Here is a 17,221-nt window from a genome sequence, read left to right on the forward strand (position 1 = left end):
TTAAAAGGACCTGATTTTGGGCCGATTCAACAAAGATTCATTGGCGTAGTATCGTAGCGTGCAAATACAGGAGATAGCGTAGATCGCGACGTTGTTATGATGTGAGCGCACCCGAAGGAGACACACCGATTCGCTGTTACCGGAGCGCTAAATGACAGCACGATTGCAACGAACATTGAAGCGCGCCGTTCGCCTCCAAGACATGAGTGTGATTTCGAGCGATGACCTGATTCGGGTCGATGCAGACGGCTACCAAGAGATCAGGCGTTCCGCCACACGAGCGCGAAATGAAGGACAGCCCGCTTTCGTCTGTGACCATTGCGGCTTTGCCGTTTATGCCCCGCGGGAGCCCAAGACGCGGTTGCCTTTCTGGCGACACCACAAGGGTGCGCCCCGCAGTTGTCCGTGGTGGACAGGCGAACCAGGCTCGACGGATGACGTGAGCGCTTCGCAGTTTCAGGGGGCGCAAGAAAGTCCTCTGCATCTGCGCGTCAAACATCTGGTTGCCGAGCTGCTGGCTGCCGATCCTCGCACGGAACCGGGATCCGTCGTGGTCGACGAATATGTCATGTGCGGAGAAAGCCGACGCCGTCCCGATGTGCGCGCGATCTACGACGGAAAGCCGATCGCCATCGAAATCCAGCTCGCAACGACACAGATACCGATCATTGTCGCGCGCGAAGATTTCTATCAGCGCGAAGAGCGGCATCTTATTTGGCTGACTTGGAACTTCGTGCCTGTTGAGCGCGCGCACCTACTGACAGCCTTCGAGGATATCTTCTACTCTCACAACAAGAATCTGTTCTCGCTTGACGACGAAGTGGTTTCAGAAAGCCGGGAAAGAGGAGCCTTTCTCGTTCGGGCATTCTGGGAACACGGCTCTGGTTGGAACTCAAAAATCACGACGCTCGCAGACCTTGAATGGCCTTCGTCCGGTTTGCCCTATGCGGTCGCTCCTCCTCCGCCATGGCATCGTGAGTTTCGCGCGCGCTGGCTGGCAGCAACGACGGCGCAAGGGACGCCGTGGCCGGCTCGAAAAGAACTGTTTTCCGAACTGGCTAAAAAGCTCGACGATGATTCGATTGATGCATCGACGCTTGAGGAAAGCGACATCGCAGCGCTTCTCAATGCAATATTGTCGTTCGTTGAAGGCAACCCTGTCGGTTCGGCGCAAAGAAATCTGACTGAGGTGATCAACACATTCTTGGCGAGCGAACGACGCTTTAGGTTTGCCCGCATCATGCGAAAAGTCATCGCGGTGACGGGGGTGCCGGAAATTCTCGACAAGCCCAGCGTCGTGGCGAAATTCTCTCGGGCGACGGAAGATGCTCAGTCCGGGCCGGACAGCCACGCCGGTAGAGTGGCTCTGCTGCTCTTTCCCGAATTGTTCGAGAAGCGCCAGTTAACCCGCTAGCGCTCGTCTTCTTGAGGACTGACATCCTCAACGATCTCCTGTCTCAGCTTTGGCCCCTTCGCGAGCCGCCGGCCGAGCGCGGTGACGAAGGCCTCGTAGCGCTCGCCGGTCTTGGCGCGCGCTGCCTGCGCGGCGGGCTCGGGCAACGCCGGCGTCGTCGCCAACCAGAACCGGATGAACACAGCCAGCGACTCGACCGCGATGCCGAGGTCGCGTTCGAGCCGGGCCATGTGGCGATCGAGCTGATCGAGCCGCCTGGTGATGGCCGCTTCCTGCCGTTCGGCCGCATCGGGCGAGAGGAAGGATTCAATCGCCGCCTCCGCGACCAGAGATCGCGAATGATCACGTCGCGCGGCATGTTCGGCGAGTCGACCCATCACACCCGGATCGAGGTAGACGGAGAGACGTTGCTTCCTGGGTGATTTCGACATCGGCGCCTCACAGTTCCATGCCGTCGTTCGGGTCGAGCGACACCTGGCGCGCCACGCCCTGCATCATCCGGATCATGCGCCTGTTGCGCGCGGCAACGTCGTCATCTTCGTCACGCTCGACATCGATTTCGAACTCGTTCTCGACAGGCGGCTTCTTTTCGACCGGCTTCACGCGGTTGAGCTCGGGCTGGTGCCGGCGTTCCGACTCGGTCGGATCTTCGTCGGCGGCTTCGCGCGCGGACCCGGATTCGAGCGGTTCGGGTCGAGCAGGACGTGGCAGGCTCGTCCAGTCGTCGGATCGACCTTTTTCTGGTGCCACAAGCGCTGGCGGCGGCAGGAGGCGTTCCTTGAAGCGCGCATCTTCGTAATAGCGAGCCTTCTTCGCGCGGATCGGTGGTGTGCCCGCCACCATGACGATCTCGTCCGCCGGCGGAAGCTGCATGATCTCCCCGGGCGTGAGCAGCGGCCTCGCCGTTTCCGAGCGCGACACCATCAGATGGCCGAGCCATGGTGAAAGCCGGTGGCCGGCATAGTTCTTCATGGCCTTCATCTCGGTGGCGGTGCCGAGCGCATCCGACACGCGTTTGGCGGTGCGCTCGTCGTTGGTGGCGAAGCTCACACGCACATGACAGTTGTCGAGGATCGAATTGTTCGCGCCGTAGGCCTTCTCGATCTGATTGAGCGACTGCGCGATGAGGAAGCTCTTCAGCCCGTAACCCGCCATGAAGGCCAGCGCGGACTCGAAGAAGTCCAGCCGCCCCAGCGCCGGAAACTCGTCGAGCATCAGCAACAGCCGGTGGCGTCCGGCCTTCGCCTGCAGATCCTCTGTCAGGCGTCGGCCGACCTGATTGAGGATCAGGCGGATGAGCGGCTTGGTGCGATTGATGTCGGAGGGCGGCACGACGAGGTAGAGCGTCGTCGGTCGCTTGTCGCCCACGATGTCGGTGATCCGCCAATCGCAGCGCCGCGTCACCTCGGCGACGACCGGGTCGCGATAAAGTCCGAGGAACGACATGGCGGTAGAGAGCACGCCCGAGCGCTCATTGTCGGATTTGTTGAGCAACTCGCGCGCCGCACTGGCAATGACCGGATGCGGACCGGCTTCGCCGAGATGGGCCGTCTTCATCATGGCGGCCAGCGTCGACTCGATCGGGCGTTTCGGATCGGAGAGGAACGCCGCGACGCCGGCGAGCGTCTTGTCGTCCTCGGCATAGAGGACGTGGAGGATGGCGCCGACCAGCAGAGCATGGCTGGTTTTTTCCCAATGGTTCCGCTTCTCCAGCGAGCCCTCGGGGTCGACCAGGATGTCGGCGATGTTCTGGACGTCGCGGACTTCCCACTCGCCGCGACGCACCTCAAGCAAGGGATTGTAGGCTGACGACTTCGCGTTGGTCGGATCGAACAGCAGCACGCGGCCGTGCCTGGCGCGGAAGCCGGCGGTGAGCTGCCAGTTCTCTCCCTTGATATCGTGGACGATGGCTGAGCCCGGCCAGGTCAAGAGCGAGGGCACGACCAGGCCGACGCCCTTACCGGAGCGGGTCGGCGCGAAGCACAGAACATGCTCCGGCCCATCGTGGCGCAGATAGGCATGATCGTAGCGCCCCAGCACAACGCCATCGGGACCGAGAAGGCCGGCGGCCTCCACCTCCTTCTTATCGGCCCAGCGCGCCGAACCATAGGTCTCGACCTTCTTGGCTTCGCGCGCCCTCCAGACCGACATACCGATCGCGACCGCGATCGAGATGAACCCGCCGGACGCGGCGATGAAGGCGCCCTCGACGAAGATCGCCGGCGCATAAGCGTCGTAGAAATACCACCACCAGTAAAAGGCGGGCGGGTAGTAAAACGGCCATCCGAGAACCGTGAACCAGGCCGGGCCGAGCTGCGCCTGAAACCCGAGCTTCCACACGACATATTCGGTGGCGCCCCAGGTGGTGGCGAGCACGATCAGGAAGACGGTGAGAATCTGGCCCCAGAGGATTTTTGTTGCCGACATGACGGCGGTCCTTTCCGAGAGAGGTTAGAGGCCGAGCCCGCGCTTGCGGCCGAAACTCCAGTCGACGCCGCCGTCGTCGCGGGCGACGCCGGAGACGTGTTTGCCGAGCTGCTTTTCGAGGGAGGGCGACCAGGGCACGAGCTGAAAGCCGAAGCCATCGTCCAGCATGGCGAAGCGGCCGGAGGCGAGCGTGAGACGCTGGCGGTACGTGCCGGCGACATATTCGCCGCTTCCCGCGCGATTAAAGGGCTGTCCGGTCTCGGCCGCGAGCTTCTCGCCAACCGACTCCAACTCGCGGCGACGCAGCGTGTCGATCAGCCCGCGATTGAAGGTGACGCGCTGCCCGCGCCGCTCGCCCAAGCCCTGTCCGACCAGATGATCGGCGCGCCGATCCATCGCCTCCCGAACCGCGGCGCCGAAGCCGCCCTCGGACAGCGCCGCCGGTTCGCGCGCGATATTCTGCCGGTCGAGCCAGGTCGCGCCCGTCGCCGTGATCTGCCGATCGATGTCGAGATCGGAGCGGACGGCGATGGCCACACGTCGCTGGCCCTGCGCGTCGTCGAATTTGCGCAGCTCGACGATCGAGCCCGCCGCGCTATCGCCGGCCGCGTCGAGGTCGGGCAGCTTGATGTGGTGTGTTCGGCCATCGACCCCGTCGACCACGGCGTAGGCGGTGCCCTTCAGTTCATCGTCGAGACCGCGGTCAACGAGACGGCCGATGATCGGCGTTTCGAGGCTTTCTGCGGCGAGGACATAGCTGGCTGAGCCGCGTTCGATGTCGCGCTCGGTCAACGCCCGGTGCATCCGCTTGATGATGTCGCCGCGCTCGCCGAGTTCGCGCAGCGTCGCCTCGGCTTTGTCGTCGATCATCCACTGGCCCGGGCCGACCTGTTCGGCGAGGCCGAGGGTTTCGAGTTTGCGCAGCCGCCCGACCTTCAGCGCGTGATATTCGTCGGGCGGTGACTTCGGATCGACCGCCATGTCGATGACGCCGGTGTCGCGACCGTCGCGAACAAGCTGGCGATCGAGCTGCGTCCAGCGTTCCGCTTCGACCTGACGTTCCAGATTGCGATGGATGTCGAGATCGGTGCGCGGGCCAAGCTCCTGCGTGACGAGATCGGCCGCGCGGGCGCGCATACCCTCCTTGATGTAGTCGCGCGCGATGACGAGGTCCTGGCCGTCATCGGTCCTTCCGCGCACGAGGATATGGACGTGCGGATTGTCGGTGTTCCAGTGATCGACGCCAGCCCAGTCGAGCTTCGTGTCGAGATCCTTCTCCAACTGCCCCATGAGATCGCGGGCGAAGGATTTGAGGTCCGCCATGTCGACGGCGTCCTCCGGCGAGACGATGAAGCGGAAGTGATGCCGATCGTCCTGGCACCGCTCGGCGAAGGCGCGGCCATCCACCTCGTCGATATCCGGTCCGAACAGCCGCGCCTTTTCCCCGTCGCGGGTCACGCCCTCGCGGCGCAGATAGGTGAGATGGGCGGCGACCGGCGCGGAGCGCGCGGTGTGACGGACGACCCGCGTCTTGATGACGACGATGCGCGAGCGCCCGGTCAGGAGGCGGTTGGCGCGAACGCTCGCCGTGCGTCCGCGCCCGAAGGTCGAGCGATTGCCGGGGCTGATCCGGCCGGAGCGGGAAACACGGGCGCCGGCCTTCTGCGCGGCCGCAAGCGCCTGTGCGATGAAGGGACGCGCCGCCTGTGCCCGCGTCGAGCGGATGCGGCCTGGCCGGACGCGGAATTCGCTGTCGCCGGTCATGGCCGATGCTTCGCACATCGCGCCAAGCGCAGGAAATTCCTGGGAAAACGGGTTTGCCGCGAGGTGCGCGAAATTCCCGCACCTCGCGAAATCGCCTCATAACCCCTTGAAAAACCACAACCGACCGGCGCCGCACCTCGCGGCTTTTTATCTCGCCATCCTCCGGTCGTGTTGCCTGCCTCCCACCTCTGCGTCCTCTCCGATACGCTGGGCTGCGATCCTTTGCGAATGCTGCCGTGCCCCGTCATCGCGGCTCTCCGACGGCAGTCCGCGCCACGAACAGTCCGTTCGACTGCGGCACGATGGCGGAAACATCGCGCACGGCGGTCGCGGCCGGGGCTTCATCCGCAGGTCGTTCGGCCGGCACGGAAGCGGCGGTCGAGGTGCGGACGGCCTGCACGATGAACAACGGCGCCCGTGTCCAGGCCGCTCGGTCGATCGCGGCGACAGCGATCGGATTCGTGCTGGCGGAACCGTCGATGAAGGGCGCGAGCAAGGCGACATAGGCGCGCGTCTCCGCCGGCAGCGGGCGGCCGGAAAGCGATTCCTCATAGCGTCCGGGTCCGGCGTTGTAGGCCGCGAGAAATCCCGGCGAGCCGTAGCGATTGTGCAGCTCGCGAAGATAGGCCGTGCCCGCGAGGATGTTGTCGCGCGGGTCGTAGGGATCGCGGCCGAGGCCGTGCCGCGCGCGCAAATCGGTCCAGGTCGCGGGCATGATCTGCATCAGGCCCATCGCACCGGCTGAGGACAGCGCGCGCGGCTCTCCGGCGCTTTCGGCGCGCATCACGGCCCTGATCCACGCGATCGGAACGCCGAAGCGCCGCGAGGCCTCCGCGATATGATCGGCATAGCGCTCGCGCGGCGACGGTCGCGCGATGGGCATGTCCTGCGCCATCGTGACCGCCGGCATGACGCTCGCGAGGGAAAGGCCGGAAAGGAGAAGGAGAGCCATGCGCCGGGCAGCGCGATACAGCCCGGACGCACGCGGTTGGCTCATGGGGCGATGACGCGCCGCCATCGCTCAGTCCTTCTCGCCGCGATCGCGGGGACGCGACCAGTGCAGCGACCAGGCGCTGCCGGCGTCATCGTCGCGGAAGAGATTGGCGCGGATCGGATGCGGGAATGTCGGATCGTCGATCAGCAGCGCGATATAGTCACCGGCTTTCTCGCCGGTGCGTTTCCATCCGGCGCCGATCTCAGCGGCGGCTTCGTTGTTCATGCCGTCGAAGACGTGGACGCGATACTGGGGAGCGTTCTCGGCATCGGACGGTTCGGCCACGATGACGATGACGTCCTGGCTCAGCAGCAGCGTCGTCAGATGTCCGATGAAGCCGCTTTCGTCGTGAGTGAATGTGCCGATCTGTGGCATGGTGATTTCCTTGGCGGTGGCGTTGAGAAAGCCATCGGCGGGCACCGCTCCCGCCGATGGCGAAGCGGTCAGCGCGTCGGCGCGCCCCATTCGAAGCGGCTGTTTCCGTCCTCATCGGTCCACAGCGGGACCGCGCGGCCGATGATCTGGTCGGTGGAGGTCAGGCCGAAGTAGCGGCCGTCGAGGCTGTCACGGACCTGCCAGTTCATCAGAAAGACTTCGCCGGTGTGGATGCGGCGACAGCCCTGCCAGACCGGCAGCTCGCGCCCGGCGCGGTCGCGCTCCAGCGCCGCACCCACCTCGAAGCCATCGACGGTGATGGTGAGATTCGAGCGGCAAACGGTCTGTCCGGAAACACCAAGGATGCGCTTCAGCAGCGGCACACCCTTCGGCAGATAGCCGCGCTCCGCGAGGTAGGTCGCGAGCGGCTCGGGCGCGTCGACCGCGACAAGATCGGTGACTTCGAACGTGCCGTCGAAGTCGATGGAATAGAAGCCGATCGGCGCGCTGGCCGACGCATTCCAGATGAGCTTGGTCGGCATCGGCGTGAGCGCCGGATAGCCGACGCCCATCGCGGCGAGCGTCGTCGCGATGAGAAGTCCGGCGCGGCTCACGGCTCCGCCCTCCGACGCAGCAGAAAGGCGCGGTGATGGTCGAGCGTGTAGCAGCGGGGCTCATGCCCTGCGGTCAATCGGTTGTGGACGTGACGCCAATGAACGGGCGAGACAGCCTCGGGGTCGATGCCGAGACGTTCGATCGCATCGATCGCCTGCAGCACGCGCTCGACCCTGGGCCAGCTCTCGACCTTCAGCAGGATGTCGCCGCCGGGCCGCACGAAAGGCAGCGTCTGGTAGGCCTCGCCGCGCGACACGGCGCGCACGATGTCGATGCGCGAGATGATCGTGCCGAAGTCGTTCGACGCCCAGCGCACGAAGGCGAAGACCGTGCCGGGACGGAACGACAGGACGCGCCGACGCCGGTCGAGGATCTGTTCGTGCGCGTGCGTGCCGAAGCGTATCCAGTTCTCGATCTTCTTCTCGACCCAGGTCAGTTCGACGTGGGTGAGGTTGTCGTGCGGGAGCGCGGCCGGCGTCGGGCCGCCGCGCATGCGGGAGGCCGCGATGCCGGTCATGGTGTGTCTCCAGGGGTTGACGGAAATTCGCGTGCGAACAGCTCGCGCAGCATGTCGGCGACGGTGACGCCGCGCTGGAACGCGATGATCTTGATGCGTCCGCGCAGGTCCGGCGTGATGTCGATCGTGAGCCGCGCGGTGAAGGCGGACGTGTCAGCCATCCGCGCTGGCTCGGCGCCAGCGGCCCTGATCCAGGCATCGGGATTGGTTGGGCGCGCCGCGAAACCGCGACGAGAGGATCGCTCGCTCATGGCGCGATCCTCTCGATCTCGCTGACGAGCGCCGCGATCTCGCGCGCGGCGGGACCGTCATCATCGATCTCGAACGCGAGCCGGCCGGACTGCGCAGCGTCGGCATAGATCACGCGCTGGCCGATCGCGGTGCGCAGCGCCTGCGGATCGTGGTCGGCGAGCGTCTCGGCCGTTTCGCGGGCGATGACGGTGCGCGAGCCGCAGCGATTGAGCACGAACCGCGCGCGCAGCTCCGGCCGGTAGATGCGCGCCTCCGAGAGCAGCGCCAGCATCGCGGCCGATGCCCAGCCATCGAGTGGCGACGGCTGCACGGGGATCAGCACGAGGTCGGCGGCGAGCAGCGCCGAGCGCATCAGCCCGGCGACACGCGGCGGCCCGTCGATCACGACATGATCGACGTCGCACGCCAGCTCGGGCGCCTCACGGTGCAGCGTATCGCGCGCGAGGCCGACGACGTTGAACAGCCGCGGAAGGGCGCCGCGGCTGCGCTGCTGCGACCAGTCGAGAGCCGAGCCCTGCGGGTCCGCGTCGAGCAGCGTAATCCGCTTACCCCTGCCGGCCCATTCGCCGGCGAGATGCAGCGCCAGCGTCGTCTTGCCGACGCCACCCTTCTGATTGAGGAGCGCAATGATCATCGCGCACCTCCCGACCGCGGCGGAAGCGGAAGCTCGGGTGCGGATTCTCGGGCGAGGCGCTCCGGCGCCGCGGCAGGCGCGGCGGCGGGTCCGATGCTCTTCCTGGCGGCTGTGCCGAGGCTGCGCGCGGTGGCGCGGATGAGCTTTTGCACATCGCGCGCGCGCTCTTCAAAGTTAGATTCTTGGTTAGCCGGGGTACTGACCAGTGCCCCTTCGCCGGCGATCTGGCGGTGGCGATGATGCCCTCCTGCGATCCAGGACTGCGGGGCGTGGTGCTCCGTCCGGATTGGCGACGGAGGCGAACCATGGACGTCTATGCGGGACTGGATGTGTCGCTGGAATCGACCAGCGTGTGCGTGGTGAATGCCGAGGGCAAGGTCATCCGGGAGGGGAAATTGCCCTCCGATCCGGATGCCATCGAGCTGTTCCTGGCCGAATGGGGTGTCCACCTGAAACGCGTCGGGCTGGAAGCCTTCTCGTTCAGCGCCTGGCTGTTCTCCGCCCTCGACGACAAGGGTCTGCCGGTGTTCTGCATCGAGACCCGCCACACCAAGGCGGCGCTGAACGCCATGCTCAACAAGACCGACAAGAACGATGCGCGCGGCATCGCCCAACTGATGCGCACCGGCTGGTTCCGGGCGGTCCACGTCAAGTCGCGCGAGGCGCAGGCGTTGCGCGTCCTGCTTGCCGGCCGCAAGGCGCTGCTCGGCAAGGTGATCGACATGGAGAACATGATCCGCGGCGTGATCCGCCCGTTCGGACTGAAGGTCGGCGAAGTGTCGACGGGCAAGTTCGAGGCGCGGGTGCGCGAACTGGTCGCCGGCCTCGGCGAGCTCGAACAGATCATCGCGCCGCTGCTCGCGGCCCGTTCGGCGATGCGGTTCGAGTTCGCCCGCATGCATCGCATGGCGCTGGCGGCGGCCCGCAACGACAAGGCGGTGCGGCGGATGATGACGGTGCCCGGCGTCGGCGCCATCGTGGCGCTGACCTTCCGCGCCACCGTCGATGATCCCACGCGGTTCAAGAAATCCACGACCGTCGGCGCCCACTTCGGGCTGACGCCACGCCGCTACCAGTCGGGCGAGACCGATTGGTCGGGCCGCATCTCCAAATGCGGCGACGAGGCGACGCGGGCGATGCTTTACGAGGCGGCGATCGCCATCCTCACGCGCATCCCCAAGAGCTTCAAGCTGCGGCTCTGGGGGCTCCGGCTGATGAAGAAGAAGGGGCTGAAGAAGGCGGCGACCGCGGTGGCGCGGGCGCTCAGCGTTCTCCTGCACAAGATCTGGGTCGACGGCTCGACCTTCCGATACGGCGCCGGCCTGAAGGGCGGCCGGCTCGCTCGCGCATGATGAGAGGCTGAGCGATCCGGCCGCCCCCACCAGCGGCGTCACCAGGTTCCGCCACGGCGGAGCGGCGTCTCCCGGGGAGACGGGGATTTGGGCGAGATCGAAACTTGACGTGCCGGCGTCCGCCTTCGGGCGAAACCGTACGGCGCTTGTTAGCCTGACCGCCTGGTCTCCAGATCCCGGAATGTGGCGGACACCATGCCGACCACGGACGTTAGCGAGTGCTCCTCGGAGAGACATGCGCCGCACCTCAGCGTGACGAAGTTGGACGGGACCGGCCGCAGCGCGGGCAGACGGCGGCGCCCGCGCGCTCCGGCGCGCGGCTGCGTGCGTCATCGCAAGTAAAAGCGGCTTTACGGATCAGTCTGTCAGTGGCAGACTGAAATGGAGAGGCATCGTCTCCACAGCTTGTTGCTGAACAACAACAAGTTAGAGTCAGTACGTTAGACTCTAAGTTAAGGGCCGGATTCCCCGTTTGGATTCCGTTGGTTAAGCCCGGTTTGGGTTCCTGATAGCACGAGCCTCGGGTTCCCGATGGCACGATAGTCCGGGTTCCCGATAGCACGAGGCTATCCACAGTCTGTCCACAGGCTGGGGCAGGCTCGAAGGCGAGCAGGACGCGACCGCCGATCTCGGTCTCGATAGAGAGCACGTAGCCGGGAAGCGGCTGGCGGCGGATGATGTCGCGCAGCTCGAACGCGAAGCGTTTGAACGGCGACAGGCTGCCGGACTTCTGATGAAGGTGGCGGAAGTCGAAGCGCCACCCGTCGCGCTGGCGACCGCCGTGCTTGCGGACCAGCCGGTAGAGCCAGCGATCGAGCCCGCCGGTGAGATCGAAATAGGCGCGATCGATTGTCAGCACGAGCGCGTCGTCGAGGACGGCGCGATAGAACCAGTCCGGCACGATCAGTTCGATCCCGGCCGGCTTGCCGTTGCGATCCGTCCGCTCCTGCCATTCATTGATCCAGGAGAAGCGATGTCGCCGGCCTTCGGCTGGCTGACGGATCGACGTGGAGACGGTGGTCGATTGGAGGCGGTCCAGGGCAGCCTTCAGGCGCTGATAGTCGCGCAAGGACGTGCCGCGCCCGACGAACATGAGGATTTCGTATGGCGTTGCCGCTATCAGCCGCGAGGTGCGAAGGCCGGCGTCACGGGCCTCTACGATCTGGCTGGCGGCCCAGATCAGGAAGTCGGCATCCCAGATGGTCGCCATGCCGTGATCGGGCACAGCCTCGACGCGGATCGACACATTGCCGGCGGCAAAATCGATCGGGGCGACGCGATGAGATTTGGAGAGGGAGAAAAACGGATAGGCCATGAGATCCTGCGCGTCTCGTGGCGCGAAGCCGCCGGGGAGCGCCCGGAACAGATCGAGCTGTCCGCGCTCTGAAAGTGGCCGTGGTCGCGCCGCCATTCGGAAATCCGGTCAGCGTGCGTAGCGGCCGGCATGGGCCGGCGGCGCGGACGTCTGGCGCTTGGCCGGAAGCACGTTGCCGCGCGGATCGGAGGTCGAGGTGACGGCACCGCGCTCGGCCCAGGCCTGGAGGTCGTCGACGGCATAGACGACGCGGCCGCCGAGTTTCCGGTAGGCCGGGCCGGTGCCGTAGGTCCGATGCTTCTCGAGCGTTCGCGCCGAAAGGCTGAGGAACTCGGCGGCTTCCTTGGTGCGCAGGTAGCGCGGCGGCAAAACGGCGAGTTCGGGTCGCATGGATAGGGCCTCCGTGGGTTCGTTGGGGCCGCTGCGGATCAGCGGATGACGAAGGCCACGATGGCGAAGCAGAACCGGCGAGATGCAGGGCGAATTTGGGGGGTATCGAATTCGCCCACCGGGCCGGGAGCGTTAGTCGGCTAGCTTGGCCTGCGATGACGAAGCAGCATGCGATAGCCGCCCGCGATCATGGCGTGGGCATCCCTGAGCAGGGATTTGATCGCGTGGCGGGCGGAGGACGCCTGCCAGTCGTCACGATCGAATGCGCCGGCACGAAGCACGACCTGCGCGATCTCCTGCTGGGTCGCGCCATCGCGATAGCCGTCGAAGCTTTGCAGCATCCGACGCAATCGCGCGCGCTGCTGCGGCGTCAGTCGCGTGTCCGGTGGAATGGCCCGTGCGTGAAGGGAGGAGAGAAGGCGGCGGATCGATTCAAGCCGGTCGAACCCCTCGATGCCGAGTGGCACGAATGCGCCGAGCGTGGCGCCGGCGGGAGCGACACCGGGGCGAACGACCTGGACACGCTGTCCGTTGCCGAGGTCATAGAGGAGAAAGGCACCACCTTCGACGTCGGTCGAGAAGGCCGTTTCGATGGTCGGATAGTCTTCAGCGCTTGCGGAAAAAACGGCTGGCGCTTCTGCAAGGACGATGGCGCTTGTATCTTCCTGCGTGAGCCAGACCACATGCGCTCGCGGAGGGGCGTCCAATGGGTTCACCGGGAAATCGCAACCCCCACCGCTGGCCGATCTTGTCGGTCAGCGGGCGCGGATCTTCCTTGGTCGCGGTCAACGCCTGGAAGTCCTTGTCGTAGGACTCGTTGCGACGCAGCCATTCCCACGCGAGGTCCGACGCGGTCATGCCATCGACATGATCGTAGCCCTTGGGCGAACGCCAGCCGGACGCATCAGGTGTCATCGCGATCCTCCCTAGTCCTTGAACTTGTGGGAGAGTCAGGATTCCCGGCTGAGTTGTTCTGTGGAAGCCAAGCGGTTGGCAAAGGGCGGTGCCGAAACGGCATCGCCGCGATCACTGCGCCGTGCGGATGAACTCGCGATAGCCGTGTTCGGTCATCCACTGCGCGCGTGCGAGATGCGTGTCATGGACCTGACGGCAACGCTGCGGCTCGCGCGTCGGGTCGAGACCGAAGAGAATCTGGACGGCTTCCTGCCAGTCGGCGCCATCGCGCGCCGAATCGAGGAGACGCAGGTAGAGCGCCATATGCTCGCGATCGTAGGTCGTGAGGGTTTGACTGATCGGTGGCTCGTCCAGAAATTGCGGCATCGCATGTCCCATCAGGCGACTATATTCGCTCGACCAGTGTTCGTTAACACGCCCAACGGTCGGCAGTATGACAAAGGGGACAGGCAGTATTCGCAGTCCGATCGAAGGAGTTCAGCGGCGCCCCGGACGATCAAGCCGATCATGGAGCAGCAGCACCCCTTCGCCCTTGTCGGTGGAAAGCAGGACGATACCGGCCGCTTCGAACGCCCTGCGAACCTGATCGCGCGTCGACTCATACACCTCTAATCCACTCTCGGATTCAAGGCGCTTGAGCGCGGTCAGCGATGTTCGGGCCTTGTCAGCGAGCGTCTCCTGTGTCCACCCCAGCAGCGCACGTGCGGCCCGTGATTGGCGGGCAGTGATCATGCATGATCACCTCCCACCGACGCGAACGCACTTGCCAGAACTACGACTATAATAGTCGTTCTATGATGCTCTGGCGAGGAGATTCGACAGTATTTCCTTGGCGCAAGCCTCGCGCGGGCGGAACTGATTCGGTCCCGCGCGGGAAAGGCCCCGGCCGAACCGGCCGGGGCCTTCCGTGGGGCTCAGTCGCCGCGCCGGCCGTTCGGGCGGGACCAGATGAGCGAGAAGGTGTCGCCTTCCTCGTCGTCGAAGAGATTGGCGTAGATCGGAGCGCTGAAGCTCGGATCGTCGAGCTTGAGGCCCAAATAGTCGCGGCCCTCGTTGGAGCGTTTGGACCAGGCGGCGCCGATCTCGGCTCGGCCGACCAGGACGCGGTGGCTGGGGGCGTTTTCGCCGGTGGCGCGCTGGTCGGGGACGATGCGCACGCCCTTGGCCTGGACGCTGAGGGTGACGATTTCGCCGGTGAACTCGTTGTTGCCGGTCTTCTTGAAGGTGCCGATGGTCGCCATGGTATTTCTCCGTTTTTGTTCCCGAGACCGCACCATGCGGCCTCGATGGCGATCGGTGGGCCGGAGGCGACCGACGCCGCATCGCTTGCGACCGAAGCAAAGCGGAGGACGGCGCGGACACGGCTTTCTTGTCTCGCGAGGAATGGCGGCGCAGCCGGCAGGGGAAGAAAGTCGAGACGCGCTGTTGCGGCATAGGCGGTCGAGGCGTCAGCCGTCCTTCGGCCAGATCAGCCCATTGAAGAGGCCGTTTGGAGCGCTCGCTGAACGGATTGGCAGCGGAGAAGCTGGAGACGAGCCACGCCTGAAAAAGCCGCAACGTGTCGGTGGCCGATCGTCCTCATTCCGGGTCTGCTTGCGCTAGTTCCGACGAACCCCGCACGTCGAATGCTCCGGACCCCACCATCACCGATGGTAGGTCGCCGTGTCGCCGTGTTCGCCGCTTGGAGCTAGAGAGTGACCGGCCGCCCGGACTTGGGCCGCTGCTCGCAGACTCAGTATCGCGCCCGGTCAGCACTGTGTCTTTCTCGATGACGAGATGGCGCTTGCGGTTCGCCTGGCCCGCCGTTCGGCGTGTCGCGCACATTCAAGCCTGCGCATGGTCCGGGCCGGATTGGTCGGAGGACGCCATCCCTGCAATCCGAACGAACGACACGATCCCAACCGCGATGGCGCCAACGATGGAGAACGCGATCTGCCACCCCTCTGACGGCATGAACTGTTTCGCGATGCCGTGGGTCGCGTGATAGCCGGCAACGGCTGCTGGCGCGACGAAGACGAGGGCGATCGCGAATTTTCCCCAGAGCGGGCGGACGGTTCCGAGCAGAAGTTGGCCGATGCCGAACGTCAGTCCCGCAGCGGCTGCGCCGACGAGGATGGCGCCGAGCCAGCCGGCGCCAGAGTTGAATGCCCACATACCGGTCGTCACGCCGACGAAGAACGGCAGCGCGAACACAGCGAGCGTGAAGAGCAACCAGCAGAGGAAGCCGATTGCGACCATGCAAAGGAGGATGCCGAGAATGATCATGGTGGTGTCTCCGAAAGGATAGCTCTGACGGATGCGCCTTCCACCACCACCGCGGCGCGATGCCGAGCATAGCAAATGAGGAACGTCTGCGGGAGCGAAAACCGTGCAGGTCTTCGCTCCCGCAGGCAGGATCTTCGCCTCGTCATGAGGCGAAGGGATCGATTTCGCCGACGATGGCGGCGTCGTCACCGTCGTATTCGTTCGCTGGCACGACCGAGAGCGTGCCGTCGCCGGCGCGGAAGATGACGATGGCGACCATCAGCGTGGTGGCGAGGCTGAAGGCGAAGGCGTGTGCGTCGGGGAAGGACATCGATCCGGCTCCTGCTGGGGCGGAGGACCATCCCCCGCTGACAGGCGCCCGATGTGTTCGGCCGATGGCCGCAATCACCGCGCTGGCAACGCCGGCGCGGCGGCACGCTATGCGTAGTCCGACCCCTTGCGGGTTGATGGCGTCAGGCCATCGGCTGGACCAAGGATCAGCGACGAAAAGCGGGGGTGGTCTATCGAGTCAGGTACCGGCGTGTCTTACGGCGGAGTAGAATTTCGCGTGGGAGACCGTAGATTTCGCGTGTCGCATACTACTCGGGGCTAGCGTCGTGAGATCTAGATCCACAGAATAGTGACGACAACGATTCGAGGTAGGAAATTGCCGTCAGTTCAAGAATTAGAGCCGTTGGTATCGGAACCTCGCGAGGATCTCGGTGCTGAATACAAAGATTGGTTGGATCTAACGAGAAATGAACATCGAGCCACATTGGCAAAGGCGGCAATCGCATTGATCAATCATGGCGGTGGCTTCATCACGCTCGGCTTTGAAGAAAGCGTGTCGGGCCTTCAGTCTCACGACAGGCCTGTGGATGTCCCCGAAATAACGCAGGATGCGGTCAATGCAGCTATCCGGCGATATGCGTCTCCCGAATTTCACTGCGAACTTTACACGATCCAACATCCGACAACAGGAGTGACTCATCCAGTCGTGGTCGTGCCTGGCACAATGACCGAACCGGTGATGAGCAAACGAGACTGCGTAGGCGTTATCTCTCAAAACAAGAGCTACATCCGAAAGCCTGGTCCGAGGAGCGAAGAGCCGCAGACGGGCGAAGAATGGCGAACCTTACTCAACCGCTGCGTTCGCGCTGGGCGTGAGGACATGTTGGAGGCAATCCGCTCGATTGTCTCAGGGCGGGTTGAGCCGGCGACAGTGGCCCCGAACGCAATTGCCGACCTTCGGTCATTCAGCGAAGCGGGCCGTGCCCGGTGGCAGGAATTGATCGCCAATGAGCCCTCGGATGCGCCGCCGCGTTTTCCGAATGGCTGTTACGAGATGGCATTTTCTCTGGTTGGCGCGATTCCCGCAAATGGCCTGGCGACCTTACAGGAGCGGCTTCGGCAAGCCAGACGGATCAAGCTTACGGGCTGGACGCCTTTTTTGGAGATGGGTACGCCCGAATGGGCGCCATATCCGCATGAGAACTTTGTCGAAGCATGGGTCGGACGCACTGCTACTGATAGGTCGCCGCGAACTGCGTCACACAGCGATTATTGGCGGGCATCACCCGTTGGCAAGCTCTATACGATCCGCGGCTATAGCGAGGACGATCTCGACAGCCGACCTCCGGGAAAAGTGTTCGACGTGACCTTGCCGGTCTGGCGAACTGGAGAAGGAATGCTTTTCGCGTCGAGATTGGCGGAGACATTTCAAGACGTCGAGGCGATAGCGATCTTGTGTCGTTATACTGGGCTGAAAGGCCGCCGATTGGTCAGCGTTACAGGGGATCGCGCCGTGTTCGGTGACGATATCAGCCAGACTGAGGAGATCACTCTGGAGCTGCAAGCCACATCTAGTCAGTTGCGAGACAATCTTGCTGAGGCGCTTCATCAACTGTTGATTCCGCTTTACGAACGCTTTTCTTTTTTCCAACTCCCAATAACCCTGGTCGAAAGCGAACTTGCCAAGATGGCAAAGGGACGATTCTGATGAACAGCTTACGG

At 64.5% G+C, this 17,221-nt stretch carries 21 protein-coding genes; 3 read left to right on the forward strand and 18 right to left on the reverse strand.

Annotation, left to right across the window (positions count from 1 at the left end; translation table 11 throughout):
* Positions 1 to 151: 151 nt before the first annotated feature.
* Positions 152 to 1,414: a DUF6035 family protein gene (locus tag ACI7BZ_RS10600; RefSeq protein ID WP_414117127.1), complete on the forward strand. Its 1,263-nt coding sequence runs from the start codon at positions 152 to 154 to the stop codon at positions 1,412 to 1,414.
* Here ACI7BZ_RS10600 and ACI7BZ_RS10605 read toward each other — a convergent pair.
* The 9 genes from ACI7BZ_RS10605 to parA all read right to left on the reverse strand — a co-directional run bounded on the left by ACI7BZ_RS10605 (position 1,411) and on the right by parA (position 8,992).
* Positions 1,411 to 1,845, reverse strand: coding sequence for a CopG family transcriptional regulator (locus ACI7BZ_RS10605; protein WP_414117128.1), 435 nt, complete (start codon positions 1,843 to 1,845; stop codon positions 1,411 to 1,413). The genes ACI7BZ_RS10600 and ACI7BZ_RS10605 overlap by 4 nt on opposite strands.
* 7 nt (positions 1,846 to 1,852) lie before the next feature.
* On the reverse strand, positions 1,853 to 3,841 hold the full coding sequence (locus ACI7BZ_RS10610; protein ID WP_414117129.1) for a conjugal transfer protein TraG: 1,989 nt from the start codon (positions 3,839 to 3,841) through the stop codon (positions 1,853 to 1,855).
* Positions 3,842 to 3,865: 24 nt separating this feature from the next.
* The gene (locus tag ACI7BZ_RS10615) at positions 3,866 to 5,605 is read right to left on the reverse strand and encodes a relaxase/mobilization nuclease domain-containing protein (protein ID WP_414117130.1); all 1,740 of its coding nucleotides are present in this window, start codon (positions 5,603 to 5,605) and stop codon (positions 3,866 to 3,868) included.
* A 244-nt stretch (positions 5,606 to 5,849) separates the two neighbouring features.
* Positions 5,850 to 6,623: a lytic transglycosylase domain-containing protein gene (locus ACI7BZ_RS10620; protein ID WP_414117131.1), complete on the reverse strand. Its 774-nt coding sequence runs from the start codon at positions 6,621 to 6,623 to the stop codon at positions 5,850 to 5,852.
* A 3-nt stretch (positions 6,624 to 6,626) separates the two neighbouring features.
* Positions 6,627 to 6,974 (reverse strand): DUF736 domain-containing protein, encoded by a 348-nt coding sequence (locus tag ACI7BZ_RS10625; RefSeq protein ID WP_414119140.1) that lies wholly within the window; start codon positions 6,972 to 6,974, stop codon positions 6,627 to 6,629.
* A gap of 68 nt (positions 6,975 to 7,042) precedes the next feature.
* Entirely contained in the window at positions 7,043 to 7,588 is a 546-nt protein-coding gene (locus ACI7BZ_RS10630) for a S26 family signal peptidase (protein WP_414117132.1), read from the reverse strand.
* Positions 7,585 to 8,106, reverse strand: a complete 522-nt coding sequence (locus ACI7BZ_RS10635) for a DUF2840 domain-containing protein (RefSeq protein ID WP_414117133.1) — start codon at positions 8,104 to 8,106, stop codon at positions 7,585 to 7,587. The genes ACI7BZ_RS10630 and ACI7BZ_RS10635 overlap by 4 nt, the downstream gene beginning before the upstream one ends.
* Positions 8,103 to 8,357, reverse strand: coding sequence for a hypothetical protein (locus ACI7BZ_RS10640; protein ID WP_414117134.1), 255 nt, complete (start codon positions 8,355 to 8,357; stop codon positions 8,103 to 8,105). The genes ACI7BZ_RS10635 and ACI7BZ_RS10640 overlap by 4 nt, the downstream gene beginning before the upstream one ends.
* Complete coding sequence (gene parA / locus ACI7BZ_RS10645; protein WP_414117135.1) at positions 8,354 to 8,992, reverse strand: ParA family partition ATPase; 639 nt, start codon at positions 8,990 to 8,992, stop codon at positions 8,354 to 8,356. The genes ACI7BZ_RS10640 and parA overlap by 4 nt, the downstream gene beginning before the upstream one ends.
* A gap of 305 nt (positions 8,993 to 9,297) precedes the next feature.
* Here parA and ACI7BZ_RS10650 point away from each other — a divergent pair, with 305 nt between their 5' ends.
* Positions 9,298 to 10,344: an IS110 family RNA-guided transposase gene (locus ACI7BZ_RS10650; RefSeq protein WP_414119107.1), complete on the forward strand. Its 1,047-nt coding sequence runs from the start codon at positions 9,298 to 9,300 to the stop codon at positions 10,342 to 10,344.
* Between the two features lie 247 nt (positions 10,345 to 10,591).
* Here the strand turns inward: ACI7BZ_RS10650 and ACI7BZ_RS10655 are convergent, their stop codons facing one another.
* From ACI7BZ_RS10655 to ACI7BZ_RS10695, 9 genes are all read right to left on the reverse strand, one after another.
* Positions 10,592 to 11,755, reverse strand: a complete 1,164-nt coding sequence (locus ACI7BZ_RS10655) for a replication initiator protein A (protein ID WP_414117136.1) — start codon at positions 11,753 to 11,755, stop codon at positions 10,592 to 10,594.
* A gap of 12 nt (positions 11,756 to 11,767) precedes the next feature.
* A complete protein-coding gene (locus ACI7BZ_RS10660) occupies positions 11,768 to 12,049 on the reverse strand; it encodes a helix-turn-helix transcriptional regulator (protein ID WP_414117137.1) in 282 nt (93 codons plus the stop codon).
* Positions 12,050 to 12,189: 140 nt separating this feature from the next.
* Positions 12,190 to 12,732, reverse strand: a complete 543-nt coding sequence (locus ACI7BZ_RS10665; protein WP_414117138.1) for a DUF2285 domain-containing protein — start codon at positions 12,730 to 12,732, stop codon at positions 12,190 to 12,192.
* Complete coding sequence (locus ACI7BZ_RS10670) at positions 12,656 to 12,964, reverse strand: transcriptional regulator domain-containing protein (RefSeq protein ID WP_414117139.1); 309 nt, start codon at positions 12,962 to 12,964, stop codon at positions 12,656 to 12,658. The genes ACI7BZ_RS10665 and ACI7BZ_RS10670 overlap by 77 nt, the downstream gene beginning before the upstream one ends.
* A 111-nt stretch (positions 12,965 to 13,075) precedes the next feature.
* Positions 13,076 to 13,330 carry a DNA -binding domain-containing protein gene (locus ACI7BZ_RS10675; RefSeq protein ID WP_414117140.1) on the reverse strand — a complete coding sequence of 85 codons (255 nt, stop codon included), beginning with the start codon at positions 13,328 to 13,330 and terminating at the stop codon, positions 13,076 to 13,078.
* 111 nt (positions 13,331 to 13,441) lie between these two features.
* Positions 13,442 to 13,696, reverse strand: coding sequence for a helix-turn-helix domain-containing protein (locus ACI7BZ_RS10680; RefSeq protein ID WP_414117141.1), 255 nt, complete (start codon positions 13,694 to 13,696; stop codon positions 13,442 to 13,444).
* A gap of 182 nt (positions 13,697 to 13,878) precedes the next feature.
* Positions 13,879 to 14,205, reverse strand: coding sequence for a DUF736 domain-containing protein (locus tag ACI7BZ_RS10685; protein ID WP_414117142.1), 327 nt, complete (start codon positions 14,203 to 14,205; stop codon positions 13,879 to 13,881).
* Between the two features lie 583 nt (positions 14,206 to 14,788).
* Positions 14,789 to 15,229 carry a hypothetical protein gene (locus tag ACI7BZ_RS10690; RefSeq protein ID WP_414117143.1) on the reverse strand — a complete coding sequence of 147 codons (441 nt, stop codon included), beginning with the start codon at positions 15,227 to 15,229 and terminating at the stop codon, positions 14,789 to 14,791.
* 142 nt (positions 15,230 to 15,371) lie between these two features.
* The gene (locus ACI7BZ_RS10695; protein WP_414117144.1) at positions 15,372 to 15,539 is read right to left on the reverse strand and encodes a hypothetical protein; all 168 of its coding nucleotides are present in this window, start codon (positions 15,537 to 15,539) and stop codon (positions 15,372 to 15,374) included.
* Between the two features lie 309 nt (positions 15,540 to 15,848).
* Here ACI7BZ_RS10695 and ACI7BZ_RS10700 point away from each other — a divergent pair, with 309 nt between their 5' ends.
* A complete protein-coding gene (locus tag ACI7BZ_RS10700; RefSeq protein WP_414117145.1) occupies positions 15,849 to 17,207 on the forward strand; it encodes a hypothetical protein in 1,359 nt (452 codons plus the stop codon).
* Positions 17,208 to 17,221: the final 14 nt, after the last annotated feature.

Source organism: Xanthobacter sp. AM11 (assembly GCF_047444035.1).
In the GTDB taxonomy this organism is placed as follows: Bacteria; Pseudomonadota; Alphaproteobacteria; order Rhizobiales; family Xanthobacteraceae; genus Xanthobacter.